The organism is Arthrobacter sp. K4-10C (assembly GCF_059090085.1).
This window is the reverse complement of record NZ_JBNHFI010000008.1, coordinates 18,807-33,548: the sequence shown is the minus strand read 5'-3', so window position 1 is coordinate 33,548 and position 14,742 is coordinate 18,807. Positions and strand designations below refer to the sequence as shown.

Sequence of the window (14,742 nt, the reverse complement as noted above, 5' to 3'; positions counted from 1 at the left end):
ATGGTCTCCCGGATGGCCCAACAGAGCTGGGGATGTTGTGAATAAATTGGTCGCGCCCTCTTTTATTGGTGCGCTCTGCGCCCTGGTGCTGGCTTCTTCGTCGGCGGGCACACTGTCCGCCCCCCTGCCCGGCACCGAACCCGGGGTGGCCGGTGCACAGAGCATCTCGCTGGAGGCTGCACTCCACGACGGCGGCGCGAGCACTGCCGGGAATTCCTCCGGCGGGTCCGGGCTCTCCCCAGCCGTGGAACCGGACATCCGTCCGGCGTCCCCGCCCACCGCCTCACCCGCTCCTGACGGCGGCGCGGCCACGGCTGCCGCCGCCACCACAAACACCGGGTCCGTCGCCGTCAGCGTCCCGCCGGCGACCGAAGCGGGTACCTCAAGCGGAGCCGCCACAGCGCCGGAAGTCCCCTGGATTCCGCCGCTGTGGGCCCCGGACGAAGAACTTGGGCAGTCCGCGCCGGCCCGGCCGGCTCCCGAATCCGCCTTCGCGGCGCCGGGCCCCGAAGCCCTCGTCAGGGATGACAACACCGCCGCGATCCTCACGGTATTCAACAGGATCAACGAATACCGCGTTTCCAAGGGCCTGACTCCTGTGAAGTACCACCCCACGGTGGCCGGACTGGCGCAGGAATGGTCGGACAGCATTGCCTCACGCGAAGTTATTGAACACCGTGCCAGCTTCTGGACTGATCCCCGCGCCATGAATCCGAACAACGGCGCCGGCGAGGTCATCGCCATCCGCACAGACCGCGATGCCGCACAACTGGTGGAATGGTGGAAGGGTTCTCCCGGCCACAACGCGACGCTCCTCGATCCGCGCTTTAATGTCATGGGCGCCGGAATTTCCTACACCAACAGCACTTACACCATCTGGGGCGTGGTGAACTTCTTCGGCTACACCACGCTTCCCGCCGGAACCGTAAATTCGCCCGGTGGTGCATCCGGCGGAGGTGGTGGCGCCGCCCTGCCCCCTCCCGCCCCCAGCATGTGCGATGCCCCGGTGCGGCACATGCCGCCCACGCTTGACCTGTCCGCCGCTGCCATCAAGGGCCCCGCCGACCTGGTGGCCGTAGACGCCGCCGGGCAACTCCTCAACCGTGCTTCCACCGGCGCGCGGACGTACGCCCCGGCAAAGGTGGTCGGCTCCGGTTTCGCGGGCACCAAGGAAGTCTTCATCACCGACTGGGACCGCGACGGCGCCTATGACCTGCTCACCCAGTGGACCAACGGGAACCTGACTTTTCACCGCGGCATTACCTCCGGCGGATTCCAGGCGCCGGTCACCCTCGGCTCAGGCGGATGGGACACGCTGACACTCGCAGTGGGCGGCTGGTGCGCGAATAACCGGATGCCCCAAATCCTGGCCCGGGACGCCGCCGGAAACCTCTACCTTTACCCCAACAAGGGGACGGGCGACCTCTCCGCGCGGACCCTAGTGGCAAGCGGGATGCCGGCCGGCCGCCTGACCATGGTCGATTACGACGCGGATGGTTTCCAAGACCTCCTGGCGCTCCGGACCGACGGTGCGGTGTTGCTGTACCGCGGCTGGGGAACCACCACGCTGCGGGCCGAAGCGAGGCCAACAGTCGCCACGGGCTGGCAGGATGTCACGGGCTTGAAGGCACTGCGGGATGTGACCGGACTGAACTCCACGGGCCTGGCGCTCCGCCGCGCCTCGGACGTTGTGCAGTACTGGGACCTGACGGCCGGAAGCCTGGCGTCGGTGTCGAACATCGCCGGGCCCTGGGCCGGCCAACGGCTGGCCCAGTAAGGAAGGGCACAGCAGGAACGGTGCAGTAGGAACAGCGCAGCAACAACCTAGATGGCCGGCTGGAGCTCCAGGACGTCCTTGAGCCGTTCCAGCTGGGCTACCTCTGCGCGGACGCTTCGCTGGACCATCTTGTTGAGCAGGCCCAGCCGGTCAAAGAAGGCAAAGCGCCCCTCGGCCTGGGCTTCAACCGCAAACCGGACCCTGGTTCCCGAACTTTCCGTGCTGAGGTAGTAGCCGCCGCTACGGTTTGCGGGACCCGAAAGGACACGGAACTCTATTTCGGCACCGGGCCTGGCCTGGGTGATCTCAAGGTCAGCCGGGATGCTCAGTCCGGACCGGCCCGCCACCATCTGCCGGTATACCGCCCCCTTGGCCTCGGCAGGACCCTGAAGCAGCTTGACGCTGCGGACACCGTCGCGCCAGAACGGAAGGTTGGTGGCGTCGAGCAGGTACAGGTACACAGCCATGGCGTCACGCCGGATGAGGACCTCGTGTTCTGCGAATGCCATGTAAATCTTTCCGTGGTTGACGTCGGCCTGCCGCAGTAGCCGCCTCCCCCTGACGCCGCAGCTTCCGGTTCAGGTTAACCAGCGCTCCTGACCCGCACCTAGCCGAGGGCGGGGACGTTATTGAAGAGTTACTGGATGACGCCGCCGGAATCAGGACACGACCGCCTGCACCCCTGGTTGGGCGGCTTGCGCCTCCAACTGCGCTAAGCTAAGTTCTGCCCCGCGCGAGCGGCGGCAGCGCGGCTGTAGCTCAATGGTAGAGCGCTAGCTTCCCAAGCTTGATACGCGGGTTCGATTCCCGTCAGCCGCTCCATGTCCCCGCAGAACGTTTGTTGCGCGGCCTAAGTTGCCGCTGCCCTGTTCTCTATCCGTGCCGGATGGCGGCTCTCTATCCGTACCGGATGTCGGCGGTCCTTCAGGTCCACCCGCAGCGTAAGCGCACCCTTCCGGGCCAGCAGGACGGCGACGGTCAATGCCGCGAGCGCCGGAACCCCGCCTGAGACCAGGAGTGCGACGTGCGGGTCGGCGTGTTCGGCGATCCAGCCCAGCATGGGTCCGCCCAGGGCCTGGCCGCCGATCAGCACCATGATGTAGAGGCTCACCACCCGTCCCCGGATACCCATGTTGGAACTGACCTGGACCAGCTGGTTGGAGCCGGTGAGGAACATCAGGCACCAGAATCCGGACAGGACCATCACAGCCCCGAACCAGGCCATGGAGGGCGCCAGCGCAGCGAGGCACAGTGTGGCGCCGTACATGCCTGCGCAGGACACCACCGACCGCAGCCGGAGCTGTCGGCGCCGGGTGGAAGCCACTGCCCCCGCCAGTGCGCCGAGCGCCACCAGGGCGTTGAGCAGTCCGTAGCCGCCGGCCCCCACGTCGAACACCTGATCGGCGAAGGCTGCGAGCACCACGGGCAGGCTCATGGCGAACACTGCAATGAAGCCTGCCATCAGCCACGGCCAGTAGATGGTGGGCTTGCCCAGCGCGTAGCGAAGGCCTTCGCGCAACATCCCCTTGCTCTTGGGCGTGGGTGCGCTGACGTGCAACTGGTCCTTGCGGAGGATCAGCAGCATGGCCACCGTGGAGCAGCAAGCAACGGCATTGGCGGCGAACGCCCAGCCGGCACCCACCGCGGTCAGGAGCAGCCCCGCAAGTGCCGGGCCAATCAGGCCGCCCAGCTGGAACGTCGTGGAGTTCACGCTGATGGCGTTCCGCAGGTACTTCGGGCCCACCAGTTCGTTGACGAAAACCTGGCGCGCAGGCTGGTCAAGGACAGTGACCAGTCCCAGCATCAGGGCGATCACGTAGACAAGCCACACCTCGATGGTTCCGGTAAGGGCGAGCACCGCGAGCACTGCGGCCAGGATTGCGGCCAGGCTTTGGCTCAGGATGAGGATCCTGCGCTTTGCGAACCGGTCGGCCACCATTCCGCCCCACGGCCCCAGGAGGAGGGAGGGCAGGAACTGCAGCGCCACGGTGATTCCCACCGCTGTGACCGAGCCCGAAAGCTGCAGCACCAGCCAGTCCTGGGCGATCCGCTGCATCCAGAGTGCGATGACGGCGATGAAGTGCCCGATCGCGAAGATGCGGAAGTTGGGCACTTTCAGGGAGATGAAGGTGTGCCGCCAGGGCAGGTGTTCCGGGACGACGGGCACCGGCTGGGTCTGGGTTCCGGGCACCGGAGAGTCCGGAGGGGCCGATTGTGTGGAGTCGATGACGGGCTGGGTTACGGTTGCCGATGACGGCGGTGGGGGTGCCACAGTGGTGTCCTCAATGTAGCTGGCGGCGTGGGATGCCCTTAACGCTAGGCTGGGGCCAGCCGATTATGGGGGCGTATTGTCCCTATAACTCGTATTGCAGTCCGTAATGCCATCCCCGTGCTGAGAGCCTCAGGAGTCCATGATGTTTGAACCAGCCCAGTTGCGCTCCTTCCTGGCCGTGGCTGAAACGCTCAGCTTCACCAAGGCCGCCGAGCGTCTGGGACTGGCCCAGCCCACCATCAGCCAGCACATCCGGAAGCTGGAGACGGCGGCGAAGCGGGTGCTGATCACCAGGGACACCCGGGACGTCCGCCTCACGGACAATGGTGATGCCATGGCAGGATTCGCCCGGAACATCCTCTCGGCACATGACGCCGCGGCACGCTACTTTTCCGGCTCAGCGATGCGCGGCCGCCTCCGGTTCGGCACCGCAGACGATCTTGCCATCACCGGCCTGCCCCGGATCCTCCGTGAGTTCAGGCAGATCTATCCGCAGATCAACCTCGAACTCACCGTAGGTCAAAGCGACCAGCTGTACCGCAAACTCAACGCCGGCCAGCTGGACCTGGTGTTCGTGAAGTGGGTTGCGGGCGCCAAGGATGGCACCGTAGTGCAGCACGACTCGTTTTCCTGGGTGGGGCTTGAGCAGACCGCCCTGGAACCCGGCACTCCGGTCCCGCTGATCGCCTACCCATCGCCGAGCCTGAGCAGGAAACTGGCCATCGACGCGCTCGAAGCCCACGGCAGGACATGGCGCATCACCTGCACCACGCGCCAGATCAGCGGAGTACTCGCCGCCGTGCGGGCCGGAATCGGGGTGGCCGTGATGCCGACGTCCCTGGTTCCCGAGGACCTCAAGATCATCACACGGCGCTTCGACTTACCAGCCGTGGGGGACGTGGACTTCACCCTGATCCGCAATCCGCTGGCCAATTCCGAGGTCATTGATGCCCTCACGCAGTCGATTGTGGGCCGGACCATCAACCGGCAGGGCTAGGATCCGCCCGGGAGCAGTGTGTCCGCTGGGAGCAAAGTGACGCGCGGGAGCTGCTATCCATTGATGTCAGAACGTTACCTAATCTATGCTGGTCTCCCATGGTCAAGCAGCCGGCCGGTTCAGCAATTCGGGCGCGCCCTCCACAAACAGGTTTCTGCGTCCGGGACAGGCAGCCAATGAAGACAGCCAAGAACACCCATTTCAGTGCGGCCCATGTACACCCGCACACTCCCGCGCGTCCCTCAACGCGCCAATCCATCCTCGGCGCCGGCGTTGCAACCACGGATTCCGGCTACGTGGGCAAGCCAACATGCGACAAGTGCCGCACGGACGAATTCATCTACCTCGAGTCCTACATTCCACCGACGTACCGGCGCGACGGTGCAGTAGCCACCCTTGGGGAAGTGGCCTATACCTGCACCCGCTGCGAGGACTTCTCTGCACACAGCGTTCCTGTGACGTGGACGCCGCCCGGGTGGTACCTGGGCTGACACCTGCCGGTCTCAAGCCGCGGAGCCAGCGCGGACACCAGACAGCAAACAAGGCCGGGCGGCCACCGGAAAGGTGGCCGCCCGGCCTTGCGTTTGCCAACCCCCTTGCCTGCAGCAGGGACCCGGCGGGTCAGATCAATGCATCCGAGAGGTGGTTCGGAGTGCCGAAGCGGTGCGCGGTGATGCTCACGGCCTGCTCGTGCAGGAACGGCAGCAGTTCCACGCGGCCTGCCTCGGTGACCGGGTGGGCGTACACGGCCAGGTCCGGCCGGCCGCCGGTAGCTTCGGCGAGCGCGGAGGCATCCCCGCCGATCAGGCGGATGCGAGCACCGGACAGCTTGCCCGCGGAGGCGAGGCGTCCGGCGGAAGCCAGCCAGCCGGCGTCGGACTCCACCGTCACGTCGATGTCCAGCGCCGTCAGCACCGGGCGCAACTGGGTGGGAAGCTCGACGGCGGTGGACACCGTGAGCTCCGAACCAACCAGGACGCCCGCTGCCACGGTCCGGATGAGGTGCGCGAGCGGCGCACCCTCGGACAGGCGGATAGTGACCGGAAGGCTGCGGTAGCGGAAGATGTTCCGTTCCGCGCTCAGTCCGGACACGTCCTTGGCGTTGCCGAACTCTTCGGCCCAGGCTTCGGCGTCGGACGCGAGGGCGCGCTGGACGGACTCAAGCCCGGCCGGCTCCAGGAGTGCCCCGGCGGCGTTGATGATGCGGCGGACACCCGGGTGGGAGACAGACGCCGTGGCCATGCTGCGGGAGGAGGCCCAGCCGCCCAGGCCGGCCAGGTAGTTGGGCCCGCCGGCCTTGGTGCCGGCACCAACCGCGGACTTCTTCCAGCCGCCGAACGGCTGGCGCTGCACAATCGCGCCCGTGATGCCGCGGTTGACGTAGAGGTTTCCGGCCTGGATGGAGTCCAGCCAGATGCCCAGCTCGTCTGAGTTGAGGGAGTGCAGTCCTGCGGTCAGGCCGTACTCGATCTGGTTCTGGATGGCGATAGCCTCTTCGAGGGTGTCTGCGGTCATCACTCCCAGGACCGGGCCGAAGAATTCGGTCAGGTGGAAGTAGGAACCGCGCTTGACACCGTAGCGCACGCCCGGGCTCCACAGCTTTCCGGTGTTGTCCAGCTTCTTGGGCTCAACGGCCCAGTTTTCACCTTCGCCGAGGGTGGTGAGCGCGTTGAGGAGCTTGCCGTTGGCTGGCTCGATGATCGGGCCCATCTGGCTGGTGGGATCCTGCGGGTAGCCCACCTTCAGCGAGGTCACGGCATCAATCAGCTGGTTGCGGAAGCGCTTGGACTTGGCCACCGAGCCCACCAGGATCACCAGCGAGGCTGCGGAGCACTTCTGGCCGGCGTGGCCGAACGCGGAGTAGGCCACGTCCTTGGCTGCCAGGTCCAGGTCCGCACTGGGGGTGACGATGATGGCGTTCTTGCCGCTGGTCTCAGCGAGGAGCGGCAGGTCCTTGCGGAAGGAACGGAACAGTTCGGCGGTCTCATAGCCGCCGGTGAGGATGACACGGTCCACGGCCGGGTGGGAGATGAGCTGCTTGCCGAGCTCCCGCTCGCCCAGCTGCACCAGGGTCAGCACGTCGCGCGGCACGCCGGCCTCCCAGAGGGCTTCCACCATTACGGCGCCACTGCGGGCGGCCTGCTTGGCGGGCTTGATGACGACGGCGGAACCGGCGGCGAGTGCCGCCAGGGTGGACCCTGCCGGGATGGCAACCGGGAAGTTCCATGGCGGCGTGACAATGGTGAGCTTCGCCGGGACGAAAGTGGCGCCGTCGACCTCGTCCAGCTTCCGCGCAGACTCGGCGTAGTAGTGGGCAAAGTCCACTGCCTCGCTGACCTCGGGGTCGCCCTGGTCGATGGTCTTCCCGGTTTCGCTGGCCATGACCTCGAGCAGGTCCGCGCGGCGGGCCTCCAGGACATCACCGGCGCGGTGCAGGATCTCGGCGCGCTCGTCGCCGGACATCGCTCCCCAGGCCTTGCCCTTTTCCACGGCGGTTTCAATCACCATGTTCAGGGTGGCCTCGTCCCTGATCGATGCGGCCGCCACCGCCGCGTTTCCGAGGGAGGAGGACGGAATGCGGTCCAGGATGGCCCGGCCCCAGACGCGGTTCGCGGGCAGGGACGGGTCCGTGTCCGGGGTGTTCACGAAGCCGTTGTGCGGCATGGGAACGGGCGGCAGGTTGCGGTTCTGCTGGCGGTTGGCCGACGGAACGCTGTTGTCCAGTGCCTCGAGCGAGGAGAGGAAGCGCTGCTTCTCACGCTCGAACAATGATTCGTTTTCGCTGAGTTCGAAGACGGCGGACATGAAGTTGTCCTGGCTGGCGCCCTCTTCGAGGCGGCGGATCAAGTAGGCGATGGCGACGTCGAACTCGGCCGGGTGCACCACGGGGGTGTAGAGCAGCAGCGAGCCCACGTCCTTCTTCACGGCCTCGGCCTGGCCCTGGGCCATGCCCAGGAGCATTTCGAACTCGATGCCCGATTCCACGCCGCGCTGCTTGGCAAGGAGCCAGGCGAAGGCGATGTCGAACAGGTTGTGGCCGGCAACACCGATTCGGACGTTCTTGATCCGCTCCGGGTGCAGGGAGTAGTTGATGACGCTCTTGTAGCTGGTGTCGGAGTCCTGCTTGGTGCCCCAGGTGGCCAGCGGCCAGTCGTGCAGCGAGGATTCCACCTGCTCCATGGGCAGGTTGGCGCCCTTCACCACGCGGACCTTGATGCCCGCGCCGCCATTGGCGCGGCGCCCGGCTGCCCAGTCCTGCAGGCGGATCATCGCGGAGAGTGCGTCCGGCAGGTAGGCCTGGAGCACGATGCCGGCCTCAAGGTTCTTGAACTCGGGCTTGTCCAGGATCCGGGTGAAGACCGCGATGGTCATGTCCAGGTCCTTGTACTCCTCCATGTCCAGGTTGATGAACTTGGCTTTCCGGCCGCCGGTTGCGAAGGAGTTGGCCCGCTGGAACAGCGGGGTGAGCTTCTCGACGACATGTTCAACAGCTTCGTCGAAGGCCCAGGCGGAGTGCGGGGCCACGGTGGAGGAAACCTTGATGGAAACGTAGTCCACGTCGGGGCGGGCCAGCAGCGTGTGGGTGCCTTCGAGCCGGCGGGACGCCTCGTGCTCGCCAAGCACTGCCTCGCCGAGCAGGTTGACGTTGAGCTTGACGCCGTCCTTGCGGATCTTGGCGATTGCCGGGCCGAGCTTGGCGTCGGTGGCATCCACGATCAGGTGGCCGACCATTTCGCGGAGGACCTTGCGCGCGATGGGGATGACAACCTGCGGCATGACCGGGGCCATAGTGCCGCCCAGGGCTACGGCGCTGCGCATGTACCAGGGCAGGAACGCCGGAACCTTGGGGGCGAGCCTGGCGAGGTTGCGGGCGGCAACGTTCACGTCCTCGGGCCGGACCACGCCGTCCACGAAGCCGACCGTGAAGTCCAGGCCGTTGGGGTCCTTCAGGACACCGGCCAGCTGCGCGGCGGAAGCGTCAACGGGAACCTTGGATGCCTCGGTCAGCCAGCGGCGGACCAGGGCAACTGCATCGTTTGCCAGCGCCTTGGCCTGCGGGACATCGACGTCGACAGTCTTCGGCGCAACGTCGGTGGCAACTGCTGGCTCCATTGCTACGTGAGTCATGGCTTTTCTCGTTCTTTCCTGGGGTCTGGAGTGGTCTTATCAACCAGTATGAGCCTGCGCTCACATAAGATAAAGCGATGTTTTCTAAGCAATACAGGTTAGAAAACATAACGTTTCTGAGGATCCCGAAAGCATACCGGCACTCCCCCAAAACCCTCTCTCACCTCCTGCGCTCAAACCACAAACGCTCTCTCACCTTTGGCGGCATAACGACGAACCCTCCCGCACATGATGTGCAGGAGGGTTCGTCGAAAACGGGCCAAAAGCGAGAGAGCGTCGCGGAAAAACGCGCCAAAGCTGAGAGAGCGTCAGCCGATGGGGCGGTGCATCTCCACGATTTCCTCGTGCCGCGGGCTGTTCGGGTTCATCAGCGAGTTCCGGCGGCCGTAGAAGAAGTAGATGGCCAGGCCGATGACCAGCCAGACGCCGAACCGCAGCCAGGTTTCCCAGTGGAGCTGGAACATCAGGAACGCAGATGCCAGGACACCGAACGCGGGAATGACTGGCATCAGCGGCAGCCGGAAGGTGCGCGGCGCGTCAGGGCGCTTGTAGCGGAAGATAATCACCGAGAGGCAGACGACGACGAACGCGGCCAGGATGCCGATGTTGGTCAGGTCTGCCACTTCCTTGATGGGGAACACACCCGCCAGGAACGCGGAGGCGATGCCGGCGATCCACGTGACGCGCTGCGGGGTGCCGTGGCTGTCCACCTTCGAGAACCAGCCGGGCAGCAGCCCGTCGCGGCTCATGGCGAACCACACGCGGGTGACGCCCAGGAGGAAGGTCAGCATCACGGTCAGGATGGACAGCACAGCGAACACGGAGATGATGGTGGCGATGACGGGCAGTCCCACACCGGTGAAGGCTGAGGCAAAGCCGGCCGTGGGGTCGATGTCCCTGTAGTTCTGCATGCCCGTCAGGACCAGGGTGGCGGCAACGTAGAGCAGCATGGCGATGATGAGGGACAGGATGATGGCCTTGGGCATGTGCTTCTTGCCGTCGGTGGCCTCCTCGGCGGCAGTGCTCATGGCGTCATAGCCGAAGACGGCGAAGAAGACCGTTGCCGCGCCGGCCAGGACCGGACCGAAGCCGCTGGGCATGAACGGGTTGTAGTTGTTGGTGTCGATGTAGAAGACGCCCAGGCCGATGATGAAGAGGATCAGGACCACCTTGATGGCCACGGCCACCAGTTCGAACCGCCCGAAGGCCTTGGTGCCGCGGGAGAGAATCCAGGTGACCAGGAGGCAGACCAGGATGGCGGGGATGTTGACGATGCCGCCCTTGCCTTCGTCCGCCGTCGACGTCATCCAGGCGGGCATGTGGATGCCGATGCCGGAGAGGAAGGCGTCAAAGTATCCGGAGATTCCGATGGCCACCACGGCAACGATCGCGATGTACTCCAGCAGCAGGTCCCAGCCAATGAACCAGCCGACGATTTCGCCCAGCGCCACGTAGCCGTACGTGTAGGCGGAGCCGGCACGCGGGATCATTCCCGCGAACTCTGCATAGGACAGTGCCGCGGCCGCGGAGGCGAGCCCGGCAACCAGGAACGAGATCAGCACCGCGGGCCCTACTCCGGGTGTGCCTTCACTTCCGGCCGCCACCAGCCCCGCGAGGGAGAAGATGCCGACGCCGATGATGCCGCCCACGCCGATGGCGGTGAGCTGCCACAGCCCGAGTGACTTGAACAGGCCACTGTGTTTGTTTTCTTCCTCGATGTCGTCGATGGGCTTGCGCCGCATGATCGACGGGCTCATATCTCTAGTACTCATCAGGAACTCCTGCTTGGGGTGCGACCCCGCCGCGGCACGCCAGAGAATGGCTGTGACGGGGGTAACTCGATCCCAACAGTATGCAAGCCTCCTTGCATTAGATAAAGTGAGCACTTCTAACCTATATTCGTTAGTTTCGATAAGGAATTCCTATGCTCGATGTCCGCAGGCTCCGGCTGCTCCGGGAATTGAGCATCCGCGGGACGCTGGCTGAGGTGGCTGACGCGCTCCAGTACAGCCCGTCGTCGGTATCGCAGCAGCTGGCCCTCCTGGAAAAGGAGGTGGGCGTGGAGCTGCTCCGGAAGACCGGTCGGCGGGTGCAGCTGACGCCGCAGGCGGAGGTGCTGGTGGCGCACACGGCGCAGCTGCTGCAGACCATGGAGCAGGCCGAGGCAGACCTGGCAGCATCCCTGACAACAGTCACGGGAACCGTTCGGATTGCCGTGTTCCAGTCCGCGGCCCTGGCGCTGATGCCGGACACACTCACCCGGATGTCCGCCGCTTACCCGGAGGTCCGGATCGAGATGATCCAGCGTGAACCGGAAACGGCGCTCCATGAGACATGGGCCCGCGACTTCGACCTCGTCATTGCCGAGCAGTATCCGGGCCATGCGGCGCCCCGCTATCCGGAGCTTGACCGGATCAAACTGACCACGGATGCCATCCGGCTTGCGGTTCCACCGAAGTCCGACGGCGGGCCCGCGATACGCGGGATCGAGGACACCGCGGAACTCGCCTGGGTCATGGAGCCGCGCGGTGCCGCGTCGCGCCACTGGGCCGAGCAGGCCTGCCGCAGTGCCGGCTTTGAACCGGACGTCCGCTTTGAAACCGCCGATCTGCAGGCGCAGATCCGCCTGATCGAGTCCGGAAACGCCGTGGCGCTGATGCCGGATCTCGTGTGGACGGGCCGGGGCACCACTGCCCAACTGCTGGAACTGCCGGGCAAACCACACCGCACAGTCTTCACTTCGGTGCGCCGCTCCAGTGCAAAACGTCCCGCCATCCTTGCCGCCAGGGAGACCCTCGCTGCCGCCGCGGCCGCCATCGCAGGGGACGACGGCGGGTGACCAGCCGCCGTCGTACGCTTACCTTCCGGGCGCGGGGACTGCGCTCCTCCGCGCGCCGCGACTACCCGCATCACTGCGCCGGGACGGCCACTGCATGCCTGTTCCCTACGTCACTGCGCACGCAGGCGCCCGGCGCTAGACTGGTGCAGTTATGAATCGAACAATGTTCAAGTCCAAAATCCACCGGGCCACCGTCACGCACGCGGACCTGCACTACGTGGGTTCGGTCACCGTTGACCTGGACCTGCTGGAGGCTGCGGACATCCTGCCCGGCGAGCTTGTCTCGATTGTGGACATCACCAATGGCGCACGCCTGGAGACCTACACCATCGCCGGCGAGCGCGGCTCGGGCGTCATCGGCATCAACGGTGCTGCTGCGCACCTCATGCACGAAAATGACCTTGTCATCCTCATTACCTACGCGCAGATGACCACCGAAGAGGCGAAGGCGTACGAGCCCAAGGTGGTCCACGTGGACGAAAACAACAAGGTGGTCCAGCTGGGCAACGATCCCGCAGAGGGCATCACGCCCGGCCTCCTGCGCCCGCCCTTCGCACTGAACAACGCCGAACTCTAACCGGGGCGTGGTCTCCGGTTCACTGCCCCGCTGCACCCTGCAGGTTACTCATTGCTAGGAGTGCTGGCGGGCTTCTTTGTGGTGTGGTGCATCATCCTGGTGGGCTGGTTCGTGGGCCGGCAGAAGGTGCTGGGGGAAAACGCCAGGCCGGTCCTCAGCTCCCTCACGTTCTTCGTGGCAAGCCCCGCGCTGCTGTTCGAAACACTCAGCAAGGCCCGCCTGCAGGAAGTGTTCGCCGCACCCCTGCTGGTCACGGCCGTGGCGGCAATCACCACCGCCGCGCTCTTCTTCACCATCGCCAAGTTCTGGCTCAAACGGCCGCTGCCCGAATCCCTGATGTCCTCCATGGCGGCGTCACTGGCCAACTCGGCGAACCTCGGCATCCCCATCGCCGTGTACGTCCTGGGTGACGCGAGCTACGTGGCCCCGCTGCTGATTTTCCAACTCGCCTTCTTCACGCCGCTGTTCCTGATGATCCTGGATTCGAGCACCAGTTCGCACCGCACCACGCCCTTGAGCTTTGTGTTCATGATCCTGCGGAACCCCATGATCGTGGGCTCAGCGCTGGGCCTGGTGGTGGCCGGTACAGGGTTCAAGGTTCCGGAACTGGTCATGGAGCCCATCCACCTGATCGGCGGGGCCGCCATCCCGGCGATGCTGATCGCGTTCGGAATGAGCCTCAACGGCACCCGGCCGCTGCAGGCCTCGACCGCACGCCGGGTGGACACGCTGCTGGCCAGCGGCTTCAAACTGGGCGTCCAGCCCGCGCTGGCATACATCTTTGCCCGCTTCGCCCTGGGCATGGACGGGCACGCACTTTTCGCCGTCGTCGTCACGTCCGCGCTGCCCACCGCCCAGAACGTCTTCGTAGCTGCCAGCCGATATAAGACCGGGCTTACCGTAGCCAAGGACACCGTGCTGGTCACCACCGTGGTGGCTGTGCCTGCGATGATCGGCGTCGCGCTGCTGCTCACGTAAGGACGCCGGGCCAGACCGGATCGGAACGCACAATGAAGGTGGAGTACTGATGGGAACCATCCTTGACACCGTGGTGATCGGCGGCGGAGCCATGGGTTCGGCCGCCGCGTGGGCGTTGTCGCGCCGCGGCCGGCAGGTGACTCTGGTGGAGCAGTTCGGGCCCGCGCACCGGATCGGGGCGTCGCACGGCAGCACCCGCAACCTCAACCCCGGCTACCACCGGCCGGAGTACGTAGCCATGGTGGCCGAAGGGCTTGCCCTCTGGGACGAGCTGGAGCAGGAGAGCGGCGAAAAGCTCCTGGACCGCACCGGAATCGTCACCCACGGCCCCGAGCCCATGCTTCCCGAAATCGCCGCCGCCCTCACGCAGGCCGGCATCCGCGCCGGGTTCGTCCATCCGGAGGAAGCGGCGGAGCGGTGGCGCGGCATCCGCTTCGACCAGCAGGTCCTGCACATGCCCGACGGCGGCCAGCTCAACCCGGAGGCCGCGCTTCCCGCCCTCCAGCGGCTGGCCATTGCCCGGGGCGCCGACATCCGGCACCACACCAAGGTGGTGGGCTTCCACGTGGAGGACGACGGCGTCCGGCTGGTCCTCAAGTCAGCTTCCGGTACCGAGACGGTCACCGCGGCCCAGGCAGTGGTGACGGCGGGCGGCTGGACGCAGAAGCTGCTGGGCGCGGCCGACAGGTTGCGGATCCCGCAGCTCACCGTCACGCAGGAGCAGCCGCTGCACTTCCGGATTGCGGACGAAGGCGCGGTGTGGCCCGGCTTCAACCATTATCCCGGCACCGGAACGGACTATCAGGGCTGGTACTCGCCCGTGTACGGGATGCTGACGCCCGGCGAAGGGGTTAAGGCCGGCTGGCACGGCGTTGGGCCGGTGGTGGACCCGGACCGCCGGACCTTCCAGCCCGAGCCCGTGCAGCTCGCTGCCCTGCAGGACTACGCCCGGACGTGGCTGCCGGGGGTGGACGCCGACTCCTTCGAGGCCGTCAGCTGCACCTACACCACTACCCCTGACGAGGACTTCGTCCTGGACAGGATCGGGCCGGTGGTCATCGGCGCCGGCTTCTCCGGGCACGGCTTCAAGTTCACGCCCGTGATTGGCCGGATCCTCGCGGACCTTGCGACCGGAACGCGCCCCGCGCCGGAGATTTTCCGCGCTTCGCGGTAA

Annotated in this window: 11 protein-coding genes and 1 tRNA gene; 8 read left to right on the top strand and 4 right to left on the bottom strand. The window is 65.9% G+C overall.

Features of this window, described 5'->3' with window-relative positions:
- The first annotated feature begins 37 nt into the window (after window positions 1-37).
- Window positions 38-1,777, top strand: coding sequence for a CAP domain-containing protein (locus tag AC5RUU_RS12350; protein ID WP_493975497.1), 1,740 nt, complete (start codon window positions 38-40; stop codon window positions 1,775-1,777).
- Between the two features lie 47 nt (window positions 1,778-1,824).
- Here AC5RUU_RS12350 and AC5RUU_RS12345 read toward each other — a convergent pair whose 3' ends face one another.
- Window positions 1,825-2,286, bottom strand: coding sequence for an SRPBCC family protein (locus AC5RUU_RS12345; protein ID WP_493975496.1), 462 nt, complete (start codon window positions 2,284-2,286; stop codon window positions 1,825-1,827).
- A gap of 239 nt (window positions 2,287-2,525) precedes the next feature.
- Here AC5RUU_RS12345 and AC5RUU_RS12340 point away from each other — a divergent pair.
- Window positions 2,526-2,599 (top strand) — tRNA-Gly (locus tag AC5RUU_RS12340).
- Between the two features lie 28 nt (window positions 2,600-2,627).
- Here the strand turns inward: AC5RUU_RS12340 and AC5RUU_RS12335 are convergent.
- A complete protein-coding gene (locus AC5RUU_RS12335) occupies window positions 2,628-4,049 on the bottom strand; it encodes an MFS transporter (protein WP_493975495.1) in 1,422 nt (473 codons plus the stop codon).
- Between the two features lie 142 nt (window positions 4,050-4,191).
- Between AC5RUU_RS12335 and AC5RUU_RS12330 the strand changes: the two genes are divergently transcribed.
- Together AC5RUU_RS12330 and AC5RUU_RS12325 are read left to right on the top strand one after the other, a co-directional pair.
- Window positions 4,192-5,046, top strand: coding sequence for a LysR substrate-binding domain-containing protein (locus AC5RUU_RS12330; protein ID WP_493975700.1), 855 nt, complete (start codon window positions 4,192-4,194; stop codon window positions 5,044-5,046).
- A gap of 176 nt (window positions 5,047-5,222) precedes the next feature.
- Window positions 5,223-5,537, top strand: coding sequence for a hypothetical protein (locus AC5RUU_RS12325; protein ID WP_493975494.1), 315 nt, complete (start codon window positions 5,223-5,225; stop codon window positions 5,535-5,537).
- A 130-nt stretch (window positions 5,538-5,667) separates the two neighbouring features.
- On the opposite strand, the gene AC5RUU_RS12320 is transcribed toward AC5RUU_RS12325, so the two are convergent.
- The gene (locus tag AC5RUU_RS12320; protein ID WP_493975493.1) at window positions 5,668-9,174 is read right to left on the bottom strand and encodes a proline dehydrogenase family protein; all 3,507 of its coding nucleotides are present in this window, start codon (window positions 9,172-9,174) and stop codon (window positions 5,668-5,670) included.
- 308 nt (window positions 9,175-9,482) lie between these two features.
- Window positions 9,483-10,946, bottom strand: a complete 1,464-nt coding sequence (locus AC5RUU_RS12315) for an amino acid permease (RefSeq protein WP_493975492.1) — start codon at window positions 10,944-10,946, stop codon at window positions 9,483-9,485.
- A 152-nt stretch (window positions 10,947-11,098) separates the two neighbouring features.
- Here AC5RUU_RS12315 and AC5RUU_RS12310 point away from each other — a divergent pair, with 152 nt between their 5' ends.
- The 4 genes from AC5RUU_RS12310 to AC5RUU_RS12295 all read left to right on the top strand — a co-directional run bounded on the left by AC5RUU_RS12310 (window position 11,099) and on the right by AC5RUU_RS12295 (window position 14,742).
- Window positions 11,099-12,013, top strand: a complete 915-nt coding sequence (locus tag AC5RUU_RS12310) for a LysR substrate-binding domain-containing protein (RefSeq protein ID WP_493975491.1) — start codon at window positions 11,099-11,101, stop codon at window positions 12,011-12,013.
- Window positions 12,014-12,164: 151 nt separating this feature from the next.
- Window positions 12,165-12,590, top strand: a complete 426-nt coding sequence (panD, locus tag AC5RUU_RS12305; protein WP_493975490.1) for an aspartate 1-decarboxylase — start codon at window positions 12,165-12,167, stop codon at window positions 12,588-12,590.
- 51 nt (window positions 12,591-12,641) lie between these two features.
- Window positions 12,642-13,568 (top strand): AEC family transporter, encoded by a 927-nt coding sequence (locus tag AC5RUU_RS12300; protein WP_493975489.1) that lies wholly within the window; start codon window positions 12,642-12,644, stop codon window positions 13,566-13,568.
- 49 nt (window positions 13,569-13,617) lie between these two features.
- A complete protein-coding gene (locus AC5RUU_RS12295; protein ID WP_493975488.1) occupies window positions 13,618-14,742 on the top strand; it encodes an FAD-dependent oxidoreductase in 1,125 nt (374 codons plus the stop codon).

Bases quoted from the DNA above. Each gene is read 5' to 3' on its own strand.
- AC5RUU_RS12345 (WP_493975496.1), bottom strand. From the start codon at position 2,286: ATGGCATTCGCAGAACACGAGGTCCTCATCCGGCGTGACGCCATGGCT.
- AC5RUU_RS12330 (WP_493975700.1), top strand. From the start codon at position 4,192: ATGTTTGAACCAGCCCAGTTGCGCTCCTTCCTGGCCGTGGCTGAAACG.
- AC5RUU_RS12325 (WP_493975494.1), top strand. From the start codon at position 5,223: ATGAAGACAGCCAAGAACACCCATTTCAGTGCGGCCCATGTACACCCG.
- AC5RUU_RS12320 (WP_493975493.1), bottom strand. From the start codon at position 9,174: ATGACTCACGTAGCAATGGAGCCAGCAGTTGCCACCGACGTTGCGCCG.
- AC5RUU_RS12315 (WP_493975492.1), bottom strand. From the start codon at position 10,946: ATGAGTACTAGAGATATGAGCCCGTCGATCATGCGGCGCAAGCCCATC.
- AC5RUU_RS12310 (WP_493975491.1), top strand. From the start codon at position 11,099: ATGCTCGATGTCCGCAGGCTCCGGCTGCTCCGGGAATTGAGCATCCGC.
- panD (WP_493975490.1), top strand. From the start codon at position 12,165: ATGAATCGAACAATGTTCAAGTCCAAAATCCACCGGGCCACCGTCACG.
- AC5RUU_RS12295 (WP_493975488.1), top strand. From the start codon at position 13,618: ATGGGAACCATCCTTGACACCGTGGTGATCGGCGGCGGAGCCATGGGT.